We start from the raw sequence: 25,833 nt of genomic DNA on the forward strand, positions 1-25,833 counted from the left end.
TCTTTTGGTCGATGTAGATATAGTTTTTTCATTAGTGGGATTTTTGCTATCATAAACGCTATTTAGTCTTGAGTTTTGTGGGCGTTAATGAAAGAGCAAGTTAAACAAATTCATTTTGTCGGCATTGGTGGCGTTGGCATGGCCGGTATTGCTGAGGTCTGTTTGAACCTTGGGTTTGATGTGTCGGGTTCAGATGTTAAGGTTAATGCCAATATCCACCGTTTGCAAGCTCAGGGTGCTTCAGTTCAGTTTGATCATCATCCCAGCTTAATGCAAACGGCGGATGTGTTAGTGGTGTCGAGCGCGATTAAATCCGATAACCCAGAAGTGCAGTGGGCGAAGTCGAAGCGTATTCCGGTGATTCCTCGTGCAGAAATGCTGGCTGAATTAATGCGGATGCGCTTTGGTATTGCAATAGCCGGAACGCATGGCAAAACCACGACCACCAGTTTAACTGCGGCCATTTTAACCCAGGGCGGTTTAGACCCGACCTTTGTGATTGGTGGCAAACTCAATCAGGTGGGTACTCATGCTCGTCTAGGTTCGAGTAAATATTTGGTTGCTGAGGCCGACGAGTCTGATGCGTCGTTTTTGCACCTTACGCCCATGATGTCGGTGATCACTAATATTGATATGGATCACATGGAAACCTATCAAGGTGACTTTTCTCGTTTGATTAATACCTATATCGAATTTACGAACCGTTTACCGTTTTATGGTTTAGCAGTGGTTTGTTTGGATGATCCGCATATCAAAGACCTGTTACATGATTTGCCAAGAAAAACCCGTACCTATGGTTTTGATGAGCAGGCGGATGTTCGGGCTGTCGATGTTGAGGCACTGGGTCTGCGCAGTCGTTTTCGTGTTTTGACTAAGGATCTGCCAGCGTTTGAGGTGGTGTTAAATATTCCGGGGCGACATAATGTTCAAAATGCTTTGGCCGCGATTGCAGTCGCATTAGAAGTCGGCGTCAACCAGCAAGCCATTCAGCAGGCGTTAATTGAATTTGCCGGTGTTGGCCGTCGATTTGAGGTCTATGCTAATCGTTTGATCGGTGAAAAGTCGGTGACCTTGGTGGATGATTATGGCCATCATCCTACCGAGTTGCAAGCGACCTTGGCAACTGCACGCAGTGCCTTTAAGGATAAGCGGGTTGTTTTGGTGTTTCAGCCTCATCGCTATAGCCGAACGCGGGATTTATTTGAAGATTTTGTGCATGCTTTAATGGAGGCGGACTTGGTGATTCTAAGCCAGGTTTATCCGGCGGGTGAAACGCCTTTGCCTAATTTTGACTCAAAAGCCTTGGTTCAGGCAATGAGGTTACGTGGCGCACAGAATCTGGTGTTGGTTGATGATTTTGATGAGCTGGATCATTTGGCTGCTGATCTCTTACAGGACGAGGATGTGGTGTTGATGATGGGCGCGGGTGATATTGGTGCTTGGGCAAAAATCTGGCAGGAACGGGGGGCAGAATGAAACAGGATTTTGGTCGCGTTGCGGTACTGATGGGCGGGGTTGCCGCTGAGCGGGAGGTTTCTTTACGAAGTGGACAAGCGGTGCTGAAGGGCTTGCTTGCGGCCGGTGTGGAAGCTCAGGCTTTTGATGTGACCTGTTTGACGCAGTTGGTAGAGATTGCAAGCCGCTTTGATCGTGCTTTTATCGCACTGCATGGGCGTTGGGGTGAGGATGGTCAAGTTCAAGCGATTTTACAGTCGTTGAATATGCCTTTTAGCGGAAGTGGGATGGCCGCCTCGGCCTTGGCGATGGATAAGCTGCGCACCAAGTGGGTGTGGCGTGGAGCCGGGTTGTCAACGCCAGGCTTCGCTTATGCGTCACCAGAGCAGGCGTTAGATTTAAAATCTTTAGATCTAGGTTTTCCTCTGATGGTTAAGCCGAGTCATGAAGGCTCGAGTATCGGAATGCGTAAGGTATATAACTTGGCTGAGTTAGAGGATGCAGTTCAAGAAGCGCGAGCCTTTGATTCTGAGGTTTTGATTGAGCAATTTATTGAGGGGCGCGAGTTTACTGTTGCGCTATTGAATGGTCAGATTTTACCTGCCATTGAACTCAAAACCAGTCATGATTTTTATGATTTTGATGCTAAATATCAGGCGAATGATACCCAGTATATTTGCCCGTGTGACTTGCCAGAGGCTGTTCAGTCACAGATCAATCAGCTAGTGCTGGATGGTTTTAAAACTCTTGGTGCTGAAGGTTGGGGGCGAATGGATGTGATGTTGGATCATAATAACCAGGCCTGGTTGATTGAGTTAAATACCGTGCCGGGCATGACAGAGAAAAGCTTGGTTCCGAAGGCGGCCAAGCAAGCTGGAATCAGTTTTGATCAGTTGGTGTTAGAGATTCTCCGTTCGTCTTTGTCTAGTGTTTAATAGAATGTCTGCACAGATGGTGAAAAAAGTGATGGGACTGCTAGGCATAGCCTTGTTAGTCAGTCTGATTTTTTATGGTTATCTGCAGTCTAAAAACACTTCGCCAAGGGTTTTGTCCTATAGTATTGAAAACTCATTAGACTATGTCAGTTTTGATGAAGTGGATGATATACTCTACCCTTTTCTTGCCCAAGGTTTTTGGAAAGTTGACTTATTGGCCTTGCAGCAAACGCTTGAAAACTTGGCCTGGATTTCGTCTGCTGAAGTTCAACGCTATTGGCCGGCAAATTTAAAAATAAAGATTCGGGAACATCAGCCGATTGCTAGATGGGGTGAGCAAAGTTTAGTGACCGCTGATGGGGTGGTTTTTCAACCGCAAAATCTGGTTGAATTCGATTCGTTGGTTCATCTTGATGGTGACTTGTTACAGGTGCCAGGGGTGCTTAATTTGCTTAACGAGATTCCTCCGTTATTAGCCCCTTTTGGTTGGATGATTGTTGATTTGCGCCAAAACATTGATGGTGTGTTGACCATTCAATTGGATAATGGCTTGATGTTGATTGTTGATCAGGCTAACTGGTCATCAAAAATTCAGCGTTTTGTGCGCGCTTATCCATTAGTTGATGAAAAACGGGTAGAATCCGCATTGGGTTTTGATTTAAGAAATACAAACGGGTTTGCAATTATTCTACCTTCCAAGGGTTAAGGTAATTTTACGCTCAAAAAGAGATGAATATGACGCGGAAAAAAGTAACATCAAATTCAGGTATTGTTGTTGGCTTAGATATAGGTACGTCTAAGATTGCAGCAATTGTCGGTAAAATTAAGGCGAATGGTGATATCGAGGTTTTAGGTATGGGCACCTATCCGTCTCGCGGTCTTAAAAAAGGCGTGGTGGTCAATATTGACTCTACCGTTGAGTCGATTCAGCGCGCGATTGATGAAGCCGAGCGTATGTCTGGTTACCAAGCGCAATCTGTTTATGTTGGTATTGCAGGCAGCCATATTAAAAGCTTTAATTCTAACGGCATGGTCGCGGTTCGCAATCAAGAAGTGACTGAGGAGGATATCCAGCGCGTGATTGATGCGGCGCGTACACAGGCTATTCCGGGTGACCAAAAGGTGCTGCATATTCTGCCTCAAGAATACATGATCGATAATCAAGACGGTATTCGTGAACCTGTTGGTATGTCAGGTGTCCGTTTGGAAGCTAAGGTGCATATTGTAACTGGCTCGGTCAGTGCTGCGCAAAATATTACCAAGTGTGTTCAACGTTGTGGTCTTAAGGTTGAGGATATTATTCTTGAGCAGTTGGCCTCGAGTGAGTCGGTGTTGTCTGAAGACGAAAAGGAATTGGGTGTTTGTTTAGTCGATATTGGTGGCGGTACTACCGATATTGCGGTGTTTTATCAAGGTGCAATTCGTCATACCTCGGTGATTGCGGTAGCGGGCGATCAGGTCACGAATGATATCGCGGTGGCATTACGCACCCCAACCCAAGCTGCAGAAGATATCAAGCGCAAGTATGCCTGTGCGCTGCCGCAACTGATTGCTCAGGATGAAGAAATTGAAGTGCCGAGTGTAGGTGATCGTCCAGCGCGTTGCCTTTCTCGTCGAACCCTGGTTGAGGTGGTAGAACCTCGTTATGAGGAGCTGTTTCAATTGATTCAAGCCGAGTTACGTCGTTCGGGTTTTGAGGAGATGATCGCTGCCGGTGTGGTGTTAACTGGTGGCAGTGCCTTGGTTGAGGGTGCGGTTGAGTTGGCGGAAGAGGTCTTTAATATGCCTGTTCGTTTGGGGATTCCGCATGAAGTCACCGGCCTTAAAGAAGAGGTGATTAGCCCAGCCTATGCAACCACGGTTGGCTTGTTAATGTATGCGCGTGAGCATGGGCACTATTCTGCCGAGTCTCAACCGAGTCAACCCTTGACGAATCAAGTAAATGTGCTAAACCGGATGAAAGACTGGTTTAATAAAAGTTTTTAATGTTTTGAGTAGAAAGTAGAGTGAAACAAAGAACCCTAGCGAACCCGATAAAAGCCAAAGGTGTTGGCTTGCATACCGGTCATCAAGCTTTGATGACCTTGCGGCCTGCTCCGGTGGATACCGGTATTATATTTCGACGTGTGGATTTAGATCCGGTGGTTGAATTTAAAGTGTCAGCAGATATTGTTGGTGAGACGATGTTGTGTACCACTATTCGCAGTGGTGAGGCTAAAATCGCCACGATTGAACATTTGATGTCAGCACTTGCCGGTGTGGGGATGGATAATCTTTATATTGATCTTGATTCTGATGAAGTGCCGATTATGGATGGCAGCGCTTCGCATTTTATTTTTTTGATACAATCCGCCGGTATTCAGTATCAGGAAGCCCGAAAAAAATATTTACGTATTAAAAAACCAGTTCGTGTTGAGAATGAGTTGGGTGGTTGGGCAGAGTTTAAGCCCTATGAGGGTTTTAGGTTAAATTTTTCGATTAAATTTAATCATCCTGCGTTTAAGCAAACGGCTGAAAGTATGACACTGGAGTTTTCTTCAACTTCTTATTTTAAAGAGGTAAGTCGCGCTCGAACTTTTGGATTTATGAGTGATATGGAGATGTTGCGTGAGCGGCATTTGGCATTGGGCGCGAGTTTAGATAACGCCATTGGCCTAGATGATTCCGGCGTAATGAATAAAGAAGGCCTGCGTAATAAGGACGAATTTGTGCGCCATAAAATTTTGGATGCCGTTGGCGATTTATTTATGGCGGGGTATGCCATTTTAGGTGAGTTTACGGCCCACAAATCAGGTCATGCTTTGAATAATCACCTGTTACGAGAATTATTTAAACAGCCGGATGCTTATGAAGTTGTGACGTTAGATCCCGATCAGCCGACACCGATTGACTTTAGTAGCAGTAAAGTTTTAATTTGATTCACCTAGCGCGTTGGCTAAGCTTGGTCAGCGCGTTTGCCAATTTTTCTGGCAAGTTTTTACTCATTTCTCGCATTTGTTGTGCACTTTCATTATCCGGGCGGTTCGCGCTTCTTTTCAGTGTTTTGTTTTCTTTAAAGTCTAATAGTAGCTTAAACGCAACTTGGTTAAGTTTTAAGTGAGGTAGGTTTTTTTGAAAACAGGCTAATAGGTTCTGTTCAAAAAAACGCAGCTTGCTTGCCCAGGCTTGGTTATTTACCAGGCAGATCAAGGTGTGTTGTTCGATACTGACACCAATGAGGTGCGGTGCAAGCTGTTCAGGCAGTTCGGCTTGAGCCAGTTCTTGCAGAGCTTGGTATAACTCAGCCTGCTGAAAAAGTTTAGCCAGGCCTGGTTGTTCTAGGCTATGTTTCATCATTTGAGTAGGTAGAATTTATCTTTACTGTGTTAGAATAAAGCCAATTTTAACCTAGAAATCCGTTGGATATTGACAACCTATGTTTACAAGTATTATAAAAAAAGTGTTTGGCAGCCGTAACGAGCGTTTATTAAAGCAGTATAAAAAGCGCATTGCGCTGATTAATAGTTTTGAACCCACCTTTGAATCCCTGTCTGATGAACAATTAAAAGCCAAAACCGAAGAGTTTAAGCAGGCATTAGTCGCGGGTAAAAAACTCGATGATATTTTGCCTGAAGCCTTTGCGGTAGTGCGTGAAGCGAGTAAGCGGGTATTTGGTATGCGTCACTATGATGTTCAGATGATTGGCGGTATGGCGCTTAATGATGGGCGTATTGCTGAGATGCGTACCGGTGAAGGTAAAACCCTGGTAGCGACATTGGGTGCCTATTTGAATGCACTGGCCGGTCGGGGTGTGCATGTGATTACCGTTAACGATTATCTAGCGAAGCGTGATGCTGAATGGATGAGGCGGCTGTATGAGTTTTTAGGCTTGAGCACAGGGGTCATCGTCAGTGGTCAAAGCCATCAGGAAAAACAACTTGCCTACGCGATGGATATTACCTATGGCACCAATAATGAGTTTGGTTTTGATTATTTACGCGACAATATGGCGATTTATAAAGAAGAGAAAGTCATGCGTGGTCAAGCCTTTGCGATTATCGATGAGGTGGATTCGATTTTAATTGACGAGGCGAGAACGCCGTTAATTATTTCAGGCCCGAATGAAAGCAAAGCCGAAATTTATCAGAAAATTAATCCGATGATTGCGCATTTAGAGCGTGGTGAAGAAGATACAACAGAAAAAACCACTACCGGCGATTACACCGTTGATGAAAAGGCACGTCAGACCTACTTAACGGAAGAGGGTCATGAAAAAATTGAAAACATGCTCACCGAGGCGGGTTTGTTGAATGAAGGTGAAAGCTTGTATGACGCCACCAATATTGGCTTGATGATTCACGTTAATGCCGCGTTGCGTGCCAATGTATTGTTTGAAAAAAACCGTGACTATATCGTTGAAAATGGCGAAGTCGTGATTATCGACGAACATACCGGGCGTAAAATGCAAGGCCGTCGTTGGGGTGAAGGTTTGCACCAAGCGGTTGAAGCGAAAGAAGGCGTCAATATTCAACATGAAAGTCAGACTTTTGCGTCGATTACCTTTCAAAACTACTTCCGTCAATATGGCAAGCTTTCCGGTATGACCGGTACGGCCGACACCGAAGCCGGTGAATTTATTTCGACCTATGGCTTGGAAGTGGTGGTGATTCCGCCGAATAAAACGCCGTTACGTCAAGATTTGACCGATTTGGTGTTTTTGGACTTGCAAAGCAAGTTTAATGCGATCGTTGAAGACGTAAAACAAACCCATGCAACCGGTCAGCCGATTTTGATTGGTACCGCTTCGATTGAAATGTCTGAGTTACTGTCGAATGCGTTTAACCAAGCCAAGGTCAAGCATGAAGTATTAAACGCTAAACAGCATGAGCGTGAAGCCCATATTATTGCCAATGCCGGTATGCCGGGTGCCGTCACGATTGCCACCAATATGGCCGGTCGTGGAACGGATATCGTGTTGGGCGGTAATTTAGAAACTCAAATCGAAGAACTGGGTGAAAACCCGACCCCTGAGCAGGTTGAGAAGGTTAAAACCGACTGGCAAATACGTCATGACAAGGTATTAGAGTTAGGTGGTTTAAAAGTGATTGGTTCAGAGCGTCATGAGTCACGCCGTATCGACAACCAGTTACGAGGGCGTTCCGGTCGTCAGGGTGATCCAGGCGTGACCCGTTTCTATTTGTCGTTAGATGATAACTTGATGCGTCGTTTTGCGTCAGAGAAAGTGAAAAACATGATGCGCCGTTTGGGCATGGAAGAAGGTGAAGCGATTGAGCATCCGATGGTTAGCAAGTCGATTGAACGCGCGCAGAAACAGGTTGAGCGTTTGCATCAGGATGAACGTGCCAACCTGCTGAAATTTGATGATATAGCCAACGAACAGCGTAAGGTGGTCTATCAACAGCGTAATGAGTTAATGGAGAGCGAAGAAGTTCGTGAAACGATTGAGTTAATGCGTGAAGACGTCGTCAATACCGTGATTGATAACTATATTATGCCGGGCAGTTTGGACGAGCAGTGGCGTATTCCAGAGTTGCAAACCGCATTGCATGAAGAGTTTGGCGTAGAGTTGCCGATTGCACAATGGTTAGAAGAAGATAAGTCGCTGTATGAGGAAACGTTACGCGCAAAAATTCTGCAGGCGATTATTGACCATTACAATGACAAGATGAAAGTGGTGGACGAAAAAACCCTAGGCCATTTTGAAAAAGAAGTTCTGCTGCGCAATATTGATAAACTATGGCGTGAGCATTTGGCGGAAATGGATTACCTGCGTCGCGGGATTCATTTGCGCGGCTTTGCGCAAAAAGACCCTTTCCAAGAATATCGTCGTGAATCGGCATTACTTTTCCAAGGCTTCTTAGGCGAAGTCAAACGTGAAACTGTCAAAATGCTGTCATTGGTGCAGTTACATAACCAGCAAGATGTTGCCGCGTTTGAAGAACAGCAGCGACAAGAGGCCAAACAAGAGTTAGAAGCGATTCACCCGGATGCCGATAAAGGCATGGCATCGCAAGCTATACCGGAAGGTTCGGAGGAAGAGAAGGCACAAACCTTCCGCCGTGAGGTACCAAAAGTGGGGCGCAATGATCCTTGCCCGTGTGGTTCGGGTAAAAAATACAAACAGTGTTGCGGTAAATTAAATTAACTAAGCTGGAAATCCTTAGAGGTGCTTTCGCCTTGTGCGCCGAGCGCAGGAGCTCAAGGCGACGCACGCTAGGGTTGTTGAGCTTGGTGAATGGGTAGATTATTTCTTTTTCCTTTATGTACAGAGGTGCATTATGCCAGTGGGACTTTCAAATGAATTGCCGCAGGTTCATCCTGTTGCTGGGGCTTATTTAGGCGCAACGGCAGCTAAAATTAAAAAAAACGGTAAAACCGATTTGGTGGTGATTGAGTTAGCTGAAGGCTCAATCACTGCGGCGACCTTTACCACCAATGCGTGTTGTGCTGCGCCGGTCACCCTGGCAAAAGCCCATTTGGCGAAAACCCAGCCCCGCGCCTTGTTAATTAATAGCGGTAATGCGAATGCGGCTACCGGTGAGCCAGGCCTGCTGAATGCCCGTCAGACCTGTCAATGGTTGGCGGATGAAATCGGTTGTGAATTGGAAGCCGTTCTACCCTTTTCTACCGGTGTGATTGGTGAACCTTTGCCGATGGAGAAAATTCAGCGCGGTTTGCCTGATGCCTTGGCGAATCGTAAGATTGATGGCTGGGCTGAGGCAATGGCTGGCATTATGACGACGGATATTGTGCCGAAAATGGTAAGCAAACGGGTTTCGATTGACGGCCATGATGTCATCATCACCGGTATGGCAAAAGGCTCTGGTATGATTCATCCGAATATGGCCACCATGCTTGGTTTTGTGGTGACCGATGCCAAAATCAGCCAGCCGTTGTTGGATCAATGCTTAAAAGCGGCGGTGAAGAAATCCTTTAACCGTATTACGGTGGATGGTGATACCTCGACCAATGATGCCTGTACCTTAAGCGCAACGCAGCAGGCGGATATGCCAAAGATTACCGAGGCGGATTCAATCGCTTATCAGCAGTTTGCACAAGAAATTGATGCGGTGATGACTGAACTGGCGCATATGATTGTACGTGATGGCGAAGGGGCGACCAAGTTTATCGCCGTTGAGGTTAATGGTGGACGTGAAGAAGCGGAATGTTTAAAAGTGGCGCAAGCCGTTGCTTTATCACCGTTAGTTAAAACCGCGATGTTTGCATCTGACCCTAACTGGGGGCGGATTTTAGCTGCGGTTGGGCGTGCCGGTGTCGAAAATTTGGATATCAATGGTTTACAGATTTTCTTGGGTGGGGTTTGTATTGTGCGTAATGGCGGCCGCGCGGCGGATTACACCGAGCAACAAGGCCAAGCGGTGATGAACAACGAAGAAATTTCAGTGCGTATTGAGCTGAATCGTGGTCAGGCGAGTGAAACAGTATGGACGTGCGATTTTTCGTATGATTACGTCAAGATTAACGCAGAATACCGCTCTTAGGTTCTATGCGTTTTAATCTAAGGCACGGCATGTTAAGGCATGTCCGTGCCTTTTTTGTTTGGAGATGGAGAAGATGATTCAGGTCGCAGTCGGTTGTTTGATAAAAGATAAACAGGTGTTGATTTGTCAGCGTTTGGCACGTCAGTCGTTTGCCGGGCAGTGGGAGTTTCCCGGGGGAAAGCTCGAAGCCGGAGAAACGCCGCAGCAGGCGTTGATTCGGGAGTTCGCCGAGGAAACCGGCTTGCAGACAACGGATTGGCAACCTTTAATCAGCTATCCTTGGGATCATGGCGAGGTGCAAGTGCAGCTGCATGTATTTGTGACGGAGCAGGCCCGCGGTGACTTGCACGCGCATGAGGGACACGCGTTTGAATGGTGTCCGCTTGATGAATTGGATCAACGCGCGATGTTAGTGGCGAATAAAGGTATCGTGCGCGCACTGCAACTTCCAGATCGTTATTTAATTACTGGTGGCTTTCATGACGCACAGGATGCGCTTCAACGGTTAAAAGCGGCGCTTTCAGAAGGGATTAAGCTGGTGCAATTGCGTGCTAAAGGGCTGGATAAATCGGCGTATATTGAACTAGCGCAAGCCATGTTACCGCTTTGTCATGGTCATGGTGCGAAGTTATTGTTGAATGCCAAGCTGGATTGGTTGGCAGATTTACCGCAAGCCGATGGCATTCAACTCGCCTCGACTGAAATCATGGCGCTGACTGAACGTCCGATTGTGCAGGATAAGTTATTGGGCGTATCCACCCATAATGCGGTGGAGCTTGCCAAGGCGCTGGAATTAAAGGCCGATTTTGTTTTGTTGTCGCCGGTTAAACCGACAAGTTCACATCCTGGATTACCAGGCCTGGGTTGGCCGCGATTTGCTGACATGGTGCAGGCCATGCCAATCCCGGTTTTCGCGCTCGGCGGTTTAAATGATCTTGATCGTGCCGAGGCGAAAAAGCAAGGCGCACAAGGTGTTGCCGCGATTTCCGGTTTTTGGCCGCAACCGATTTAACCCTAATCTTTTGGGTGCGATTTTTTTCTTAGGGCTGTTTCCAAAGTAATACTATTAAAGCGATTGTGGAAACGATCGCTAAACCACTGTATAAGAAAGTGCTTCCATGTTATTTTTTCTCCATAAGTACAAAACCAATTAAGGCGATGATAATGCTTGTATAAACACCAATACTCAGAAGAACCAGTTTTGGTGTGTCGTCAAACTCAAGTATTGTCGTTAGCACGACCCCAGAAATACGAGTTTTGAAATGTCGAGCAAATAGTCCGCTAGTTTGTTTTTAAATTGTGAGTTTATGGAATTATTCTATCCTGAATAATTTTAAAAAGCCAAGCCTTGGCTTGAGTGTGTAAATGGGCTAAATCGCGGTTGTTGTTGATAACTGAATCGGCGATTGCGAGGCGCTGTGCGGGGGGGGCTTGTTGTTGGATGATCTGTTGGATTTGTTCTGCGCTGCGTTGGTCACGTTGTTGAACCCGAGTTATTTGCTGTTGCGTGTCACATTCAACCAGTAGCACATGGTCAATTTGGTATTCAGGTTGATTGAGTTGTTGGAGTACCGGCACCGCAATAAAAATAAGGCGATGATGCGGTTTAAGTTGTTCGATTTGTGCACGCACCGCTTGCCTGACCATGGGGTGTAGAACCGCTTCAATCTGTTGTTTTAGTTGCGGTTGGCTAAAAAAAACCGTGGCGAGTTTTTTTCGATCTAGTTCGCCTTGGGCGGTTAGGTAGCCTTTACCGACTAGCGAGATGATTTCAACCAGGCCTGGTTGTCCCTTGCTGACCAGTTGTTTGGCAACCAAATCAGTGTCGATGACAGGATAGCCTTGGTCAGCAAAATAATCACAGACTGCGGATTTACCACAGCCAATGCCTCCGGTGACGCCAATCACTTGGTTGTTTAATTGAGAGGGTCTGCTCTTCACTTGGCTTTACCTTTATATTTGATCCGATGCCAATCTTAGCATGAAACCTTGAGCATGTTAGAATAGCGCTGATTGGATTAATCTTGGGTTTAACATGAGTCGGCCTGGCAAAAAGCTAAACAAGCAACAAAAGCATGCGTTAGGCATGATCCGAATTATTGGTGGTGAGTGGCGGGGGCGCAAGTTGCCGGTCTTGTCACAGGATGGTTTGCGCCCGACGTCTGATCGTATGCGTGAAACCCTGTTCAATTGGTTGCAGTTTGAGATTGCGGGCGCGCGCTGTTTGGATGCGTTTGCCGGCAGCGGTGCGTTGGGGCTTGAAGCCTTATCACGCGGGGCTTCATCGGTTGTCTTTATCGAGAAAAACCCTGGAGTAGCGCAGCAGTTATCGTCGAATTGTGCGCTACTTCAAACTCAGCAGGCGCAGGTGTTTAATATCGACAGCCAGGCCTGGTTAAATCAAAATGAACAGATTTCTTTTGATCTGGTGTTTATTGATCCTCCGTTTCATCAGCGTTTGGTTGAACCTACGCTTCAGACTTTATTAGCAGCCGGAAGGCATTATCCATCTTGGTTGTATATTGAGCAGGAAAAAACACTGGCCTGGCCAGAAGCTTGTTTAAGTCAGTTTGAGTTGTATCGTGAAAAAACGACCTCTCAGGCAAGGCTTGGCTTATGGCGTTTTAAACATGAATTAAAAAGAGAAGCGAGTAAATGAGTATTACGGCCATTTATCCCGGAACCTTTGATCCGATTACCTGCGGTCATTCTGACTTGATTAAACGCGCGGCGCAGTTTTATGACCGCTTGATTATTGCGGTTGCTAATAATCGTAACAAAACGCCGTTGTTTAGCTTGGAAGAACGAATCCATTTGGCACAGATTGCCTGTGAGGGTTATCCAAATGTTGAGGTAATTGGTTTTGATTGTTTATTGGTGGAGTTTGTTAAACAGCAGCAGGGTCAGGTTATTTTAAGGGGCTTGCGGGCAGTATCAGATTTTGAGTATGAATTTCAATTGGCGTCGATGAACCGCAAATTAGCGCCCAATGTTGAAACCATGTTTATGACTCCGGCAGAACAGTTTAGTTATATTTCATCGAGTTTAGTTAGAGAGATTGCCGCTTTACAAGGCGATATTTCCGAATTTGTTCATCCGGAAGTAGCCAGTGCGATTCAAGCGAAGTTTGCTTGAATCGCTGAGAAATTAATGATTACAGCCAGCGCACCTGGCCGGCTTTTTTGATCCCTGACAGAATCAGTGTCGGCAGCGCAGAAAGCGCGATCACCATCAGCAGATGTTCAATGCCTACCGAGGTGGTGCCCAGTACTAATTGTCCATAAGGCCAATAGACCATTGCAATCGATAAGGCTCCCGATCCGGCAACCGCCCATAGCAGTGCAACATTACTAAAAGGGTTGCGGTCATACAGGGTGGTGAAGGTTCTGGCGTCAAAAATATGGAATAGCTGACCAAAAATTAAGGTCATAAACGCTAGGGTTTGTGCATACTCTAGGCTGAAGCCTTGATCAATCGCATATTTAAAAACGCCATAGGTGAGCGCACCAAGTACTAGCCCGCGAATCACAATACGGTGGCTCAAATGGTTGGCAAAAAAGCTTTCATTCGAAGGCCGAGGTTTACGTTTCATGACATCGCTTTCTGCGCCATCAATCCCCAAGGCCAATGCCGGAATACCATCGCTAACCAGGTTAACCCAAAGAATCATCAATGGCGCAAGGGTGAGTAGTACCACCAGATTACCTGCGTCATCAAAAGTTGACGAGATGAGCATAAATGCAAACAGTAGTGCAGATACTTCACTGACGTTGGCCGTTAAGGCTTGGCGAATAAATTTACGAATATTGTCGTAAATGCGTCGGCCTTCGCGGACTGCGGTCACAATGGTCGCAAAGTTGTCGTCTAATAGAATGAGGTCTGCGGATTCTTTGGCAACCCCGGTGCCGCTTAAGCCCATTGCAACGCCAATGTCTGCGGTTCTCAGTGCCGGGGCATCGTTTACACCATCGCCGGTCATCGCAACGACTTCACCATGTGCTTGGAGCGCACGAACGATACGTAATTTGTGTTCAGGGGTCACTCGGGCAAAGATTCTTACATCCTTTACCTGGTCAAACAGTTGGCTGTCATCCATTGCGTTTAATTGTGCACCGGTAATAACCGGTGCGTCAGCCTGCTTGACGATACCCATTTGATAGGCGATGGCTCGCGCCGTTTCGGCATGATCACCGGTGATCATCACTACGCCAATGCCTGCACTATGGCATTCTTTAACTGCGATGGTGGCTTCGGGGCGAGGGGGGTCAATAATGCCATAGATGCCCATTAATGTCAGTTCGGTTTCTAGTGCAATATCCGGATTTTCCAGGTCTGCTTCCGTTAATGGCCGACAGGCAACAGCTAGGGTGCGAAGGGCTTGGTGTGCAAAATCAGCTACGGCTTGCTGTGCTTGAGTTTCGTGTTTGCTGAAAGCATGTTTTTCGTCGTCAAACATGATGTAGTCACAGCGGCTCATCACAACATCCGGTGCGCCTTTGACATATAACCAGGCCTGGTTGTTTTGATCATAAACGATCACGCTCATCATTTTTCGGGATGAGTCGAAAGGGAAACTATGCGCAATATCTTGGTCAGCAAGTAATTTTTCTTTGGTAATGCCCGCCTTGGCTGCGGCAACGACTATTGCTCCTTCGGTAGGGAGGCCATGAATAGTGTAATGGCCGTCCTTTTCAACTAGGCGCGTGTCACTACAGAGCGCTGACATGCTTAACATGTTGGTGAGCTGTTGATCGCGATTTGGATCGATAACCTGCTGGTTATGATCAAAGAACTGGCCTTTAGGTTCATAGCCTAATCCGTCAAGGTAAAATTGCTTTCCGCCCACCCATATTTGTTTAACCTGCATTTTATTTTGGGTAAGCGTGCCGGTTTTATCAGAGCAGATAACCGAGGTGGAGCCCAGGGTTTCAACTGAGGTTAGGTGTTTGGCTAGGGCGTTAGAACGCATCATTTGATAGGCGCCAAGCGTCAGTACGATGGTGACTACGGTCGGAAGGCCTTCCGGAATAGCCGCGACGGCGAGTGAAATACCGGTGCTGCTCATGTCGATAAAGGTCATGCCTTGGAAAAAACCGAGCGCGAGGATGAAGGACACAATAATCAGTGCGGCCCAAATCAAAATATGTGACATATTTTTGATGCGTAATTGCAAAGGTGTCAGGCGTTGTTCGGTGCTGGCCATCAGTTCTGCAATGTGGCCAACTTCGGTTTTCATGCCGGTGCCTGTAACGATGGCTGTACCGTAACCGTGAGTGACTGCGGTACTCATAAAAGCCATATTGATTTGATCTGCGAGAATTAAGTTTTCATCATTCAAAGGGTCAATTTTCTTGCGCACCGGATCGGATTCACCGGTTAATGCCGATTCATCAATTTGTAGTTGAACGCTTTCCACTAGACGCGCATCTGCTGGCGTAATAGTTCCGGTTTCAAGTTTTATTAAATCACCCGGCACCAGTTCAGCGGCGGCAATATTGTGCCACTCGCCTTCACGTTTGACCCAGCATTTTGGGGCGGCCATATCACGCAGTGCGTCCATCGATCGCTGGGCTTTAAATTCCTGAACAAAGCTGATGGTAGCATTGATTAGAATAATCGCCATAATCGCTATAGCGTCAATATAGTGTTCAATATAAAAAGAGAGAACAGAGCCAAAAAATAAAACAATTAACAAGGGGTTTTTGAGCTGTTTTAAGAACAGTAGAATGGGGGATACATTTTTAGCTTGGCTTAACTGATTTGGGCCGATTTCAGCGAGCCTTCGTTCCGCCTCGGCTTGGGTTAATCCATGCTCTGGATCACTACTGAGCTGTTGAGCGACTGCACGAATATCTTGAGTAAATACAGGTTGTTTTGAGTCTGGATTAGTCATGGGTTGCCTCAACGGTTGCGCGTTTCAAGTTTAAAAGGAATTTGGGTGACCTGACCATCTGCCTGATGAGCCAGTAGCGTGATCTGCCAGTACATGACTTCATTAGTGCAAAAGGCGAGCATGGTTTGACCGGTAAAACGTTCGGGGTTTTCGCTATCAGGTTTTAACGTGACTCGGTTATAACCCATATACATATTAATGCCTGAAATATCCAGCTCAAGCTTTTCAGTGCTGATATTGGTGAGCGAAACTTCAATTTGAAGCGGTTTAGCAATTGGAATAGGCTGGGGTGAGATGGTTAAGCTTGCCGTTGCGTCCGCTTGTTGTGATTGGCAGGTTTGTTGGTGTAGATCACAATTTTCAACCATTGGCCAAAGTTCGCCTTCAAGCTGACGATCACAGCCACTGATTAGTTGCGTTAAAAACAAGAGTGTTATTAAGCTGAGCGCGCGCATCGCAAACCCCTATAAATATCAATGAATAAAGCATAAGCCACAATCTAAGTGCCCGCAAGGGTTAAGTGTAAAGAATTTAAACTGATTGATCAGGTAAGGCTTGGCACTGGGGGCAAAAGTAGCTGGCACGCTGAAAATGTACCGCGCGTTCAATCGGTGTTTGGCAGACTAAACAGGGTTGGTTAGCTCGGTCATAAACAAACAGTTTTTGTGCAAAGTAACCCGGTTTGCCAGTAGGTGACATAAAGTCTTTTAATGTGGTTCCCCCTTGCTCAATCGCGGCATTTAGCACTTTTTTAATGATGTTTGTGAGCTGATGCGATGCTTCTAACGACAAGCTTTTTCCTGAGCGAAGGGGGTGAATCCCTGCAAGAAAAAGCGATTCATTAGCATAGATGTTTCCCACGCCAACGACATAGTGGTTGTTCATAATCAAGGCTTTAATCGCTGTGTTCCGATGTGCAATAGCTTGATAAAGATAATCACCATTGAATGCGTCAGATAGAGGTTCGGGCGCAAGTTTAGCAAGCAGAGGATGTTGCAGCGGGTCGTCTTCTGTCCAGAGCCAAGCCCCAAATCGTCTAGGGTCTTGATAACGAAGACACAGATTGTTGCTGAGTTCTAGGTCAATATGGTCGTGTTTTTCTGCCGGGGTGCCAATGGGTAAAAGCCTGAGGTGTCCAGACATGCCGAGGTGGATAATGATATGGCCCAGTGGGGTCTTGATTAAAAGGTATTTGGCGCGCCGTGTTACCGATTCAATCAGCAGGCCTGGTTGCAGTTGGCTGAGTTGAGCCGCCACTGGCCAGCGTAGTTTCGAGTTACGAACTATGCAGGCTTTAATACGTTGCCCGCAAAGGGCGGGTTCAATGCCACGCTTTGTGGTTTCAACTTCTGGCAGTTCGGGCATATGTTTACCTGTTTTTTTGAATAGTGTTAGTTAGCTAGAATCTGTTTTAAAGCGGATTCGGCATCAGGGTATTGAAACACAAAATTTTGATCTTGCAGGCGTTTGGGTAAAACGCAACTGCTGTGGGTTAGCACTTGTGCACCTTCACCAAATATCAGCTTTAACATCAGCTCCGGCATAGGTAAACCATAGGGGCGATTTAAGGTCTTTGCAAGTGCGCGTGCAAAGTCTTTTTGTTTGAGGGGTTGAGGTGCCGTTACATTGAGTGCGCCGGTTTGTTCGGGGTGGGTTAACGCCCATTTAAACGCAGCAATCAAGTCATCTATGTGCACCCAGCTAAAACATTGCTCGCCACTTGCCACTGGCCCACCAAGGCCAAGCTTGAAGGCGGGTAGCATTTTTTGTAATGCGCCGCCATCTTTACCCAATACGACGCCAAAACGAAGAATTAAGGGGGTGGGCGATAATTGTTGGCTGGCATTTTCCCAAGCTTGCCCCAGTTGGCCTAAAAACCCTGGGTCAGTGTCTCGGCAATCTTCATTAAGCGGTTCACCGCAGGGTTTTTGTGGATAAATACCAATGGCTGAAACCGCAATCATTTGTTTTGGGGGTGTTGCAAGTTGCTTTAGGGCTTGGGCTAAAAGTTGAGTGGTATCAATACGGCTGGTATAAAGTTGTTTTTTATAGGATTCATTCCAGCGTTGGCCAATATTGGCACCGCTCATTTGAACAACCACATCCTGACCTTGAAGTAGCGAGGTTAAGTGCTCAAGCGATTTAAATGCCGTTCGGCCTGTTTGGGTAACCTGGTGCCCATCTTGGCGCAGCGCTGTGGCGAGGTGTTTTCCTACAAATCCGGTGCCGCCTAAGAGTAGAATATTCATTTGGTTTTCCTTGTTTATGTTACATTATCGCTCAGATATGCTTACAAATATTATACAAGAATTGGGGGGGGGATGTTAAATAACGCAGTTTTGATTACGGGTGCAGGCCAGCGTATAGGCTATTATCTCGCTGAGCATTTTTTAAATCACACTGACTATCCTGTTATTTTTAGTTATCGCACAGAGCGTCCCGGTGTGCAAACGCTCAAAAAATCAGGCGCGCTTGGCATTCAGGCAGATTTTAATCAGCCTGGTGCCGTAGATGACTTTATTCGGCAGGTAAAAAGCCAAGTAAACAGTTTACGTGCCATTATTCATAATGCATCGGTTTGGTTGGATGATGCTGCTGCGCAGAGTTTTGAGCAGCAGATGCAACTCCATGTAAACTTGCCCTATCAACTCAACAAAGGCTTGGTTGAATTGCTCTATGCCTCTGAGTCAGCAGATATTATTTCTATAAGTGATGCGAAAGTTGCGCGGGGCAGTGCGCATCAGGTGGCTTACCTTGCGTCTAAGGCCGCGTTACAAAGCATGGCTAGGTCGTTTGCCTTGGCCTATGCCCCTAAAATCAAAGTTAACGATATAGCGCCTGCCCTAATTATGTTTAACGAAGGTGATGATCTTAATTATCGCCAGCAGCGACTAAGCGAGAATTTAATGCAAATTGAGCCGGGACCAGACGTAATTTGGCAAACGGTAAAATATATTATGACTAATAATTATTTGACTGGACAGGTTATAAACCTTGATGGCGGCCGAAGTGTTATAAACTAAAGCGTATATTGTCTATACGTAAGTGATATGGTTTTTATGCGTCATTGATCTTGTATTACTTTCTATGTGGTAATTAGTTCTATTGATAGGGTTTTGCTTTAAGAAGTTGATATACTAAGAATATTCAGAAAATTTATTTTGGAGTTTCGTCATGTTTAAAAATGTTCAGTCCTTGAACACTAAAGTCATTGCTATTGCTGTGTCAGTCGGTGTTGTTGTTGCATTAGTTGTTGGTCTAATGATGTATCTGAGCTCAGTTAAACCGGTTAAATCGAATGTTGAGCAGGCGATGTTAGAGGAAATGCAAGTTCATATTAACGCAGCCATTGATCTCAAAGTGCAAAGCGGCATTATGGGCGCTACAGCCATGACCTTGCAGCGTAATGTGATGGAAGCGTTAGTCGTTGAGGATCGTGATGAAGTGTTGGATTTGTTTGCCGGCATTCGAGACGGTTTCCGCTCAAAATCAAATTTCAATAATATTGCAACGATTTTATTAACAGCAGATGGGCGTATGTTAGTGCGCTCATGGGATCTTGATAACTATGGACAAAGCGCTGCGAATAGCCCATTGATACAGCGCGCAATGAATGAAAAGCATGCTTTTGCTGCTTTAGGCGTGGGTGCGAGAGGGGTGGGTGTGATGGCCATTTCACCGGTTATTGACGATGGTGAATTTTTAGGCATGATCTCATTGTTGCAGGGGTTGGCATCAGTGGTTCACGATTTTAAGCAGAATTTAGATATTGATTGGGTAATGCTGACCGATAAACGCTACCTTGATGAGAAGTACCCTGGGATGGGGGTTGTGGATCAGAATACTCCGATTGGTAATAATTATGTGCTGGCAAACAATCGTTGGTTTAATGAAGATTCGGTAAGTCTATTAGCGCGTAGCTATAAAGAAATAGAAGCTGAGCAGCTTGCGGTTTATGTTCGTGATGGTAAGGTTTTTATCGATATTCCAGCTTATGACGAAGAAAATATATTATTAGGCCGTCATCTGTTTATTATGGATGAGCAACGCTATTTGGCACCTATTGAAACCGCGATGAATAATGCTTGGTTGTCTTTAATCAGCGTTTTGATAGGTATTTTCTTATTGACCTTAGCGTTAGTGCTAGCTATCGGGCGGATGGTTATCAAGCCATTGCAACGGGTACAGACCTTAAGCGAACAAATTATCAATACCGGTGATTTTAGTTTGCGTGCCTCGATTACCTCTAGTGACGAAGTGGGTAAAACCTCTGTGGCGATAAATCAACTACTTGAAAATGTCAGTGGTGCTTTAAGTGGCGCTAATCAAACCGTTTCTGCCATTGCTGAAGGTGATTTCAATCAACGAATTACGGGTCATTACGTTGGCGATTTGCAAAAGTTGCAGCAAGGTGTTAATGCGAGTGCAGACAATATCGCAAAGGTCATGACTCAGTTTGGTAGAACCATGGAGGCGATGAAACGTGGAGAGTTTAAGCTTAAACTTGAGTGCGAAGCGAAGGGTGAATACCTTAAAATGATGGAAAATGCGCAAGCCACAATGGATGAAATGAACGCGATCATTGCTGAAATTAATGATGTAATGCGCGGCATGGCACAAGGTGAGTTTAATCATCGTGTAGAAGCAGAAGCAAATGGTGAAATGAAGCTGTTAAAAGACAGTATCAATGAATCAATGGAACAGCTTGACGAGGCAATTAAAGAAATTACTTCTATTGTTGTTGCGCAAAGTGAGGGTGATTTAACACAGCTTATTAATGGTGATTATGACGGAGATTTACAGCGTCTGAAAAATGCAGTCAATAGTTCGTTAACCAAGTTGGCTCAAATCGTGTCTCAAGCTGTACAGGCTGCCGATATTGTTAACAATGCAGCAAAAGAAGTTTCACAGGGTTCATTAGACTTAAGCGAGCGTGTTCAACAGCAGGCTGCAGCATTGGAGCAAACCTCAGCGACGATGGATCAAATGAATTCCGCAGTCCAAAACAATACAGATAATGCCCAAAATGCAGCCAAGGTCGCTAGCAGCGTGCAAGCTGAAGCCCAGCAGGGTGAGTCAGTAATGAAGCAGACGATTGCAGCGATGGGCGCGATTCAAGAATCTAGTCATAAGATCTCAGAAATTGTGACGTTAATTGATGGTATTGCTTTCCAAACAAACTTACTCGCATTGAATGCAGCAGTTGAAGCTGCAAGAGCTGGGGAGCATGGTCGAGGTTTTGCAGTTGTTGCTGGTGAGGTAAGAGCGTTGGCTCAGAAATCGGCAGAAGCCGCGAAAGACATTAAAAAATTGATCAATGAAAGTGTTGACAGAATTGATGAGGGTACTAAGTTAGCCAGTGCATCAGGTGAACGTCTGGTAGCTATTACGCATGCTGTTGAAGAAGTTACTTCAATGATTAATCAGATTGCACAAGCTTCAGCTGAGCAGGCTGAAGGGGTTTCACAGGTTCATTCGGCAATTTCTGACATTGATGGTGCAACCCAGCAGAATGCGGCTTTGGTTGAGCAGACATCGGCCACTTCTGAGTCAATGAGTGAACAGGCTAATGAGTTGAGTCGTAATATGGGTTTTTTCAAAACCAGTGCCACGTCAAGAATTGAAGCGCAGCCCGCTGTAAAGCTGAAAAAGCCTGAGGTGAAACAATTGAAACCCTTATCTCCACGCAAAGAGGTCAAATCTACATCGACTTCTGCTAAACTAAATAATGATGAGTGGCAAGAGTTCTAAAAAAAAGCCATTGAAATTTATAGAAATAGCTTATAATTAATCACATTGATTTTATAAGCTTATCTATTTCAGAATTAAGGAGTTTAAGATGAAATTGACAATTGTTGCTGTTACAACGCTAGGTTTATTGGGTTTAAGTGCGGCTCATGCAAGTTCTAGTGCGATTCCGCATGAGAATAATCCTGGTTACGTATGGGATACGCAAGGTAATGTAGTGCGTGATGGTTTTGGTGGCTGTGTTAGAAGTATTAACTGGTCTATTGAGACGGCAATTCCTCGTTGTGAAGGGATTGTTGAGCCTGAGAAGGTAGTTGAAAAGCCTAAGCCGGTTGTGGCTCCTGTGGTCGCACCTAAGCCTGCGCCAGTTGTTGCTGAACCTGCCGTAGTTATTCCAGAGAAGTCTGTGGTTAATTATAAGTTTGATAATGCTAACTTTGATCAGGCTACTGGGGTTACTGGTAACCTAAATGCGATTGCTGAATTTGCTAAAGCAAATCCGAACGCAACGGTTGTGATTAGTGGTCATACTTGTACAATGGGGCCTCGTGCATACAATGAAGCCTTAGCTAAAAACCGTGCGAATGCAGTGCAAGCGCATCTTGTTTTCCGTGGTGTACCTGCCAAGCAAATTCAAACTGCGGGCTATGCTTATGATAAGCCAGTAGCAAGTAATGATACTGAACAGGGTCGTGCGCAAAACCGCCGTGCTGAAGTTGAAATTAAGCAGTAATCTTTAGCTTTAAACTAAAGTTAGTAAAAGGCGCACTCAATAGTGCGCCTTTTTTATTGCCTAAATTTTATCCAAAACTAGGAGCGAATTAGCTGTTAGCCTGACAGGCTTTTAGCTTTGATTATTTCAACCCTCAAGAAGTGTTCGCGCGCTAGGTTTTCTTGTGTAGAAGTACCATGGTTTCAAAATGCTGGGTGTGCGGGAACATATCAAAAAGTTGACATTTTACTAATCGATAGTTTTGTTGTTCCAGTAGTTTTAAGTCTCTTATTAAGGTGTCGCTTTGGCATGAAATATAGAGTATTTGATCTGCAGCAAGCATGCTCAAGTGTTCACAAACTAGTTTGGCTCCCATTCGGCCTGGATCGAGGATAATGCTATTGTATTTTTTGTTCCACCAGGCCTGGTGCTGGCAGTCTTGAAATAAGTCGGCTTGGAAGAATTCGAGGTTGGGGCAATTATTGTACTGTGCATTGTTTTGCGCGTGTTTAAGTGCAGAGGCTGCGCCTTCTACGCCCACAACCAGGCCTGCTTGTTTAGAGGCAGCGATACTAAAATTGCCGTTACCGCAAAAAAGGTCTAGCAAACAGTCTTTTTTTGATAGTTTGAGCCAACTAAGTGCCTGTTCGACTAGCAGATTATTGACCGCCTCATTCACCTGAATAAATCCGTTTGGATCAAAATGAAGTCTGAGGTTATTAACAGTGTAATAAGGCTGCTGGCTAGCTGGTTGCTCGTAATATCCCTCCATAGTCAGCCAAACACCATTTTCTGCTTTTGCCAATTGAAGTTCTTTGGTTTGTCTTGTAGCAAGAGGGAGAAGATTAAATCGTGCTTTGCTGAAGGCTTGGTTCAGTTCAGGAGTGAGTATTGGGCATTGCTCAATATCGATCACTTGATTGCTTCGCGCCTTTCTGAAGCCGAGCAAGGGCTGTTTTGTTTTGCTGTCTTTGGTTAAAAATAATCTTGCACGGCGACGATAATGGCGATCCTCGTCAGCCAGCATCGGTAAAACTTCAAGTTTTCGGGTATCGAGTTGAGATTCCAACTGGTTAATAAAGTTCTGTTGCTTCCAGTGGAGTTGGCTTGGATAGGCAAGGTGTTGAAGGTCACAGCCACCACATTCGCCATAATACTGGCAAAAAGGTTGAGTCCGGTCTTCTGCATAATGATGCCAGTGTGTTACCTTGGCTAAAGAATACTGTGGCTGATCTTCGATAATTTTAATATCGACCTGTTCGCCGGGCAGGGCGTTTTCGATAAATAGAGTTTTACCGTTTATTTTCGCAACACCTTGGCCATGGTGGGTGAGCCCAGTGACTGATATATCTTTAATCTGCCCTTTAAGTTGAATCCTGGATAGTTTTTTCGTTGCTGGGCGACGTTGTGGTAATTTCATTGGAGCCGTATGCTTAAGAGGCCTCAGTGGATGTGCTGCCAATCACATCACCGACTCGCGCATGAAAATAAACTGGGTCGAAGGACGGTGGCAGTTTTTCGTTAATAACAAAATACATAAAAACCGCATGCAGCGCGCCAAATCGGTAAAAAATATTACCCACATAGCGTTTAAACCAGCCTGGTTCGATGCGATTGAGTTTGAGTTTACTTTTGGCCGCACCAAACAAATAGCCATAGGTGGCACCCACTATTTGTTGGTCAGAATTTAGACGACCAATTCTAACGAAGTCTTTAGATAGGCGAACTGCGTCACGTATTGAACGTGAAATGGAAAGCGCGAGGTCTCGACTAATGTTCTTTCTGCCAGTTTTAACCTGGTGGTTCGTTAACAAGCGATATTTTTCTTCTAAGATAGAATGGGCCTTAGCCAAGTGAAGGGTGATTTCGCCTTTGCGCGACTGATGGTAAAAAACATGGGCGCTTAAGTTGGTGAAAAACTCTCTTTTGAACAGCGCTCGGCTGACTTTATTGGTCACATCTTTAAACGAAAAAAAGGGCATGGTGATCATGGGTATAATAACTAGCATGATAAAAAGGATGCTAAAACTTATGGCTAACGAACGTCTTCTTAGCTGGACACCTTCATGGAGGGTCAGCAGCACGATAAAAATGCTGGCAATAACAACAAAGGTGAGTAAAAACGTATTGAACAGGTGCGAAATTAAAAACTTTCGACCTTCTGAGCTTAAGGTGATGGCTTTTAAAAACCGCCTAGTTTCGTGAAGACGAAACGTAAGTTCATTGTTCAAGGTTAATCCTCCCGTTTATCAAGTGACTATCCTAGCAATTTTTTTATTAAGATGTTGGTACTTTTTAATGATTTAAAATAAGAATGAAAATGACTCTAATGGCGCGCCCGAAGGGATTTGAACCCCTGGCCTCTGCCTCCGGAGGGCAGCGCTCTATCCAGCTGAGCTACGGGCGCTAACAAATCAAGACATGGCATTATAAGCCTTTGCCAAGGTAGAGTGAAGTCTTTTAAGCTATTTTGATAGGTTATTCAGAATAAGTTGTGTAGCGGCTTCAAAATTAAGTTGACCGGTAACTTCAAATACCTCGGTGTGTTTTAGTAGGTTTTGATAGTCTTTGATTATGGGGTCTTGCCCTTTTTGTTGGAAGCTTTGGTCTTGGTGTTGATAAAATACGCCTGGAGATTTCATAATCGCTTTAACCAATTCTTCGCGTTGGGCAAGGTCGACTTTTGTAATCTGGGTCGCGGCATTTTCATTCAATCCCCAGTTGAGCAGGTAAATTTGATGAAGTTTAGTCTGTGGCAAATAATCAACGCCATCATAGAGTTGTTGAACAGGCACGTCGTATTTTTCTTCAAGTGTTCTAAGGCTTGCATCAGGCATGGCAAGGTATGGCTGATGGTCACTAATTAAACTATGGAGTTTGGGGTTGTGAATAATAGTGCCCGGGTTAATGCGTGGCTGTTTGGGTATGCCACGTAGCATCACGCTATTTTTTTGAGCTTTAAATAAAACGCGATCATTACTTATAAAGCCTTGCGCCTGTTCCAATAACCTAAGCATTAGTGTTGATTTGCCACCACCGGATACGCCGGCAATCGCAATGCCGCGCTGATCCTTAAGTTGCAGCGCCGCACAATGGCCTAGCAGCCAGCCTGCATTTTGCCAGTGATTAAGGTTTTGGCTTAGGATAAAGTTGATGACTTGATTTGGATGACGGTTAAGGTCTCCGAAAACAGCGGGCTGTTGCGCATTTTGCCATAAAATGAGCCCGGTCTTTATTTTATGTACGAGGCGTTGTGGCTGGTTTAATTCGTCGCTAAAGTCATGCACGGCTTCTTTACGGCCGGTTTTTCCGGGTTCTCGCGGCCAGTCTTTAAAGGCAAGCTGGTGAAGCGGTTCAAGCTTTGTATTGTCATCTATTTGAATCGCGACCAGCCTTGGGGAATCTGCACTGGGCAGAATCTCATATTGGGCGAGATTACCAAAATAGCTCAAAAGTGTGTCTATTAGAGGCTGATTATTAGATTGAACTAATAATTTCCAGTGATCAAGCCTTATCACCAGGCCTGGTTGTTCCGTGGTTACACAAGTACAGAGGTTTTTTAGAATTGGCAAAAGCATCGGCATCGGT

General features: G+C 45.3%; 22 protein-coding genes and 1 tRNA gene. 13 read left to right on the forward strand and 10 right to left on the reverse strand.

Annotated features, from left to right (window positions below; translation table 11 throughout):
* Nucleotides 1-87 precede the first annotated feature (87 nt).
* Genes murC through lpxC form a run of 5 tightly spaced genes read left to right on the forward strand, consistent with a single transcriptional unit; the run spans nucleotide 88 to nucleotide 5,308 of the window.
* Nucleotides 88-1,476, forward strand: coding sequence for a UDP-N-acetylmuramate--L-alanine ligase (gene murC, locus JX580_RS01465; protein ID WP_248851023.1), 1,389 nt, complete (start codon nucleotides 88-90; stop codon nucleotides 1,474-1,476).
* Nucleotides 1,473-2,390, forward strand: a complete 918-nt coding sequence (locus JX580_RS01470) for a D-alanine--D-alanine ligase (RefSeq protein WP_248851024.1) — start codon at nucleotides 1,473-1,475, stop codon at nucleotides 2,388-2,390. The genes murC and JX580_RS01470 overlap by 4 nt, the downstream gene beginning before the upstream one ends.
* 4 nt (nucleotides 2,391-2,394) lie before the next feature.
* The gene (locus tag JX580_RS01475) at nucleotides 2,395-3,096 is read left to right on the forward strand and encodes a cell division protein FtsQ/DivIB (protein ID WP_248851025.1); all 702 of its coding nucleotides are present in this window, start codon (nucleotides 2,395-2,397) and stop codon (nucleotides 3,094-3,096) included.
* Nucleotides 3,097-3,125: 29 nt separating this feature from the next.
* Nucleotides 3,126-4,376 carry a cell division protein FtsA gene (ftsA, locus tag JX580_RS01480; protein ID WP_248851026.1) on the forward strand — a complete coding sequence of 417 codons (1,251 nt, stop codon included), beginning with the start codon at nucleotides 3,126-3,128 and terminating at the stop codon, nucleotides 4,374-4,376.
* Between the two features lie 20 nt (nucleotides 4,377-4,396).
* Nucleotides 4,397-5,308: a UDP-3-O-acyl-N-acetylglucosamine deacetylase gene (gene lpxC / locus JX580_RS01485; RefSeq protein ID WP_248851027.1), complete on the forward strand. Its 912-nt coding sequence runs from the start codon at nucleotides 4,397-4,399 to the stop codon at nucleotides 5,306-5,308.
* A 1-nt stretch (nucleotide 5,309) separates the two neighbouring features.
* Here lpxC and JX580_RS01490 read toward each other — a convergent pair whose 3' ends face one another.
* Nucleotides 5,310-5,726, reverse strand: coding sequence for a DciA family protein (locus JX580_RS01490; protein ID WP_248851028.1), 417 nt, complete (start codon nucleotides 5,724-5,726; stop codon nucleotides 5,310-5,312).
* A gap of 79 nt (nucleotides 5,727-5,805) precedes the next feature.
* On the opposite strand from JX580_RS01490, the gene secA reads away from it, so the two are divergent.
* The 3 genes from secA (at nucleotide 5,806) to JX580_RS01505 (ending at nucleotide 10,904) form a co-directional block, all read left to right on the forward strand.
* Nucleotides 5,806-8,535, forward strand: a complete 2,730-nt coding sequence (gene secA, locus JX580_RS01495) for a preprotein translocase subunit SecA (protein WP_248851029.1) — start codon at nucleotides 5,806-5,808, stop codon at nucleotides 8,533-8,535.
* Nucleotides 8,536-8,668: 133 nt separating this feature from the next.
* Entirely contained in the window at nucleotides 8,669-9,892 is a 1,224-nt protein-coding gene (argJ, locus tag JX580_RS01500; protein ID WP_248851030.1) for a bifunctional glutamate N-acetyltransferase/amino-acid acetyltransferase ArgJ, read from the forward strand.
* A 73-nt stretch (nucleotides 9,893-9,965) separates the two neighbouring features.
* Nucleotides 9,966-10,904, forward strand: coding sequence for a Nudix family hydrolase (locus tag JX580_RS01505; protein ID WP_248851031.1), 939 nt, complete (start codon nucleotides 9,966-9,968; stop codon nucleotides 10,902-10,904).
* A 293-nt stretch (nucleotides 10,905-11,197) separates the two neighbouring features.
* On the opposite strand, the gene coaE is transcribed toward JX580_RS01505, so the two are convergent.
* On the reverse strand, nucleotides 11,198-11,833 hold the full coding sequence (coaE, locus tag JX580_RS01510) for a dephospho-CoA kinase (protein ID WP_248851032.1): 636 nt from the start codon (nucleotides 11,831-11,833) through the stop codon (nucleotides 11,198-11,200).
* Between the two features lie 94 nt (nucleotides 11,834-11,927).
* Between coaE and rsmD the strand changes: the two genes are divergently transcribed.
* Nucleotides 11,928-12,551: a 16S rRNA (guanine(966)-N(2))-methyltransferase RsmD gene (gene rsmD / locus JX580_RS01515; protein ID WP_248851033.1), complete on the forward strand. Its 624-nt coding sequence runs from the start codon at nucleotides 11,928-11,930 to the stop codon at nucleotides 12,549-12,551.
* On the forward strand, nucleotides 12,548-13,027 hold the full coding sequence (gene coaD / locus JX580_RS01520) for a pantetheine-phosphate adenylyltransferase (RefSeq protein ID WP_248851034.1): 480 nt from the start codon (nucleotides 12,548-12,550) through the stop codon (nucleotides 13,025-13,027). Before rsmD ends, coaD begins: the two co-directional genes overlap by 4 nt.
* 19 nt (nucleotides 13,028-13,046) lie before the next feature.
* Here the strand turns inward: coaD and JX580_RS01525 are convergent, their stop codons facing one another.
* From JX580_RS01525 to JX580_RS01540, 4 genes are all read right to left on the reverse strand, one after another.
* Entirely contained in the window at nucleotides 13,047-15,785 is a 2,739-nt protein-coding gene (locus tag JX580_RS01525; protein WP_248851035.1) for a cation-translocating P-type ATPase, read from the reverse strand.
* A gap of 8 nt (nucleotides 15,786-15,793) precedes the next feature.
* Nucleotides 15,794-16,240, reverse strand: coding sequence for a hypothetical protein (locus tag JX580_RS01530; protein WP_248851036.1), 447 nt, complete (start codon nucleotides 16,238-16,240; stop codon nucleotides 15,794-15,796).
* Between the two features lie 76 nt (nucleotides 16,241-16,316).
* Complete coding sequence (gene mutM, locus JX580_RS01535) at nucleotides 16,317-17,150, reverse strand: bifunctional DNA-formamidopyrimidine glycosylase/DNA-(apurinic or apyrimidinic site) lyase (RefSeq protein ID WP_248851037.1); 834 nt, start codon at nucleotides 17,148-17,150, stop codon at nucleotides 16,317-16,319.
* A 26-nt stretch (nucleotides 17,151-17,176) separates the two neighbouring features.
* Nucleotides 17,177-18,034, reverse strand: a complete 858-nt coding sequence (locus JX580_RS01540; RefSeq protein ID WP_248851038.1) for a TIGR01777 family oxidoreductase — start codon at nucleotides 18,032-18,034, stop codon at nucleotides 17,177-17,179.
* 72 nt (nucleotides 18,035-18,106) lie between these two features.
* Here JX580_RS01540 and folM point away from each other — a divergent pair, with 72 nt between their 5' ends.
* From folM to JX580_RS01555, 3 genes are all read left to right on the forward strand, one after another.
* Nucleotides 18,107-18,808, forward strand: a complete 702-nt coding sequence (gene folM, locus JX580_RS01545; RefSeq protein ID WP_248851039.1) for a dihydromonapterin reductase — start codon at nucleotides 18,107-18,109, stop codon at nucleotides 18,806-18,808.
* 151 nt (nucleotides 18,809-18,959) lie between these two features.
* Entirely contained in the window at nucleotides 18,960-21,536 is a 2,577-nt protein-coding gene (locus tag JX580_RS01550; RefSeq protein ID WP_248851040.1) for a methyl-accepting chemotaxis protein, read from the forward strand.
* An 88-nt stretch (nucleotides 21,537-21,624) separates the two neighbouring features.
* Complete coding sequence (locus tag JX580_RS01555) at nucleotides 21,625-22,266, forward strand: OmpA family protein (RefSeq protein WP_248851041.1); 642 nt, start codon at nucleotides 21,625-21,627, stop codon at nucleotides 22,264-22,266.
* Between the two features lie 151 nt (nucleotides 22,267-22,417).
* On the opposite strand, the gene JX580_RS01560 is transcribed toward JX580_RS01555, so the two are convergent.
* From JX580_RS01560 to JX580_RS01575, 4 genes are all read right to left on the reverse strand, one after another.
* Nucleotides 22,418-23,665: a TRAM domain-containing protein gene (locus JX580_RS01560; protein ID WP_248851042.1), complete on the reverse strand. Its 1,248-nt coding sequence runs from the start codon at nucleotides 23,663-23,665 to the stop codon at nucleotides 22,418-22,420.
* A gap of 13 nt (nucleotides 23,666-23,678) precedes the next feature.
* On the reverse strand, nucleotides 23,679-24,476 hold the full coding sequence (locus JX580_RS01565; protein WP_248851043.1) for a hypothetical protein: 798 nt from the start codon (nucleotides 24,474-24,476) through the stop codon (nucleotides 23,679-23,681).
* A 99-nt stretch (nucleotides 24,477-24,575) separates the two neighbouring features.
* Nucleotides 24,576-24,652, reverse strand: a tRNA-Arg gene (locus JX580_RS01570).
* A gap of 58 nt (nucleotides 24,653-24,710) precedes the next feature.
* Nucleotides 24,711-25,829 (reverse strand): HprK-related kinase B, encoded by a 1,119-nt coding sequence (locus JX580_RS01575; protein ID WP_248851044.1) that lies wholly within the window; start codon nucleotides 25,827-25,829, stop codon nucleotides 24,711-24,713.
* Nucleotides 25,830-25,833 lie beyond the last annotated feature (4 nt).

The sequence above is a fragment of the Thiomicrospira microaerophila genome (genome assembly GCF_023278225.1).
GTDB classification, from domain to species: domain Bacteria; phylum Pseudomonadota; class Gammaproteobacteria; order Thiomicrospirales; family Thiomicrospiraceae; genus Thiomicrospira; species Thiomicrospira microaerophila_A.

Coding starts and splice junctions, on each gene's coding strand:
- secA (WP_248851029.1), top strand. CDS start 5,806: ATGTTTACAAGTATTATAAAAAAAGTGTTTGGCAGCCGTAACGAGCGT.
- rsmD (WP_248851033.1), top strand. CDS start 11,928: ATGAGTCGGCCTGGCAAAAAGCTAAACAAGCAACAAAAGCATGCGTTA.
- JX580_RS01470 (WP_248851024.1), top strand. CDS start 1,473: ATGAAACAGGATTTTGGTCGCGTTGCGGTACTGATGGGCGGGGTTGCC.
- argJ (WP_248851030.1), top strand. CDS start 8,669: ATGCCAGTGGGACTTTCAAATGAATTGCCGCAGGTTCATCCTGTTGCT.
- JX580_RS01475 (WP_248851025.1), top strand. CDS start 2,395: ATGTCTGCACAGATGGTGAAAAAAGTGATGGGACTGCTAGGCATAGCC.
- JX580_RS01555 (WP_248851041.1), top strand. CDS start 21,625: ATGAAATTGACAATTGTTGCTGTTACAACGCTAGGTTTATTGGGTTTA.
- folM (WP_248851039.1), top strand. CDS start 18,107: ATGTTAAATAACGCAGTTTTGATTACGGGTGCAGGCCAGCGTATAGGC.
- JX580_RS01505 (WP_248851031.1), top strand. CDS start 9,966: ATGATTCAGGTCGCAGTCGGTTGTTTGATAAAAGATAAACAGGTGTTG.
- mutM (WP_248851037.1), bottom strand. CDS start 17,150: ATGCCCGAACTGCCAGAAGTTGAAACCACAAAGCGTGGCATTGAACCC.
- JX580_RS01560 (WP_248851042.1), bottom strand. CDS start 23,665: ATGAAATTACCACAACGTCGCCCAGCAACGAAAAAACTATCCAGGATT.
- coaD (WP_248851034.1), top strand. CDS start 12,548: ATGAGTATTACGGCCATTTATCCCGGAACCTTTGATCCGATTACCTGC.
- ftsA (WP_248851026.1), top strand. CDS start 3,126: ATGACGCGGAAAAAAGTAACATCAAATTCAGGTATTGTTGTTGGCTTA.
- JX580_RS01550 (WP_248851040.1), top strand. CDS start 18,960: ATGTTTAAAAATGTTCAGTCCTTGAACACTAAAGTCATTGCTATTGCT.
- murC (WP_248851023.1), top strand. CDS start 88: ATGAAAGAGCAAGTTAAACAAATTCATTTTGTCGGCATTGGTGGCGTT.
- JX580_RS01530 (WP_248851036.1), bottom strand. CDS start 16,240: ATGCGCGCGCTCAGCTTAATAACACTCTTGTTTTTAACGCAACTAATC.
- JX580_RS01540 (WP_248851038.1), bottom strand. CDS start 18,034: ATGAATATTCTACTCTTAGGCGGCACCGGATTTGTAGGAAAACACCTC.
- JX580_RS01525 (WP_248851035.1), bottom strand. CDS start 15,785: ATGACTAATCCAGACTCAAAACAACCTGTATTTACTCAAGATATTCGT.
- JX580_RS01490 (WP_248851028.1), bottom strand. CDS start 5,726: ATGATGAAACATAGCCTAGAACAACCAGGCCTGGCTAAACTTTTTCAG.
- JX580_RS01575 (WP_248851044.1), bottom strand. CDS start 25,829: ATGCCGATGCTTTTGCCAATTCTAAAAAACCTCTGTACTTGTGTAACC.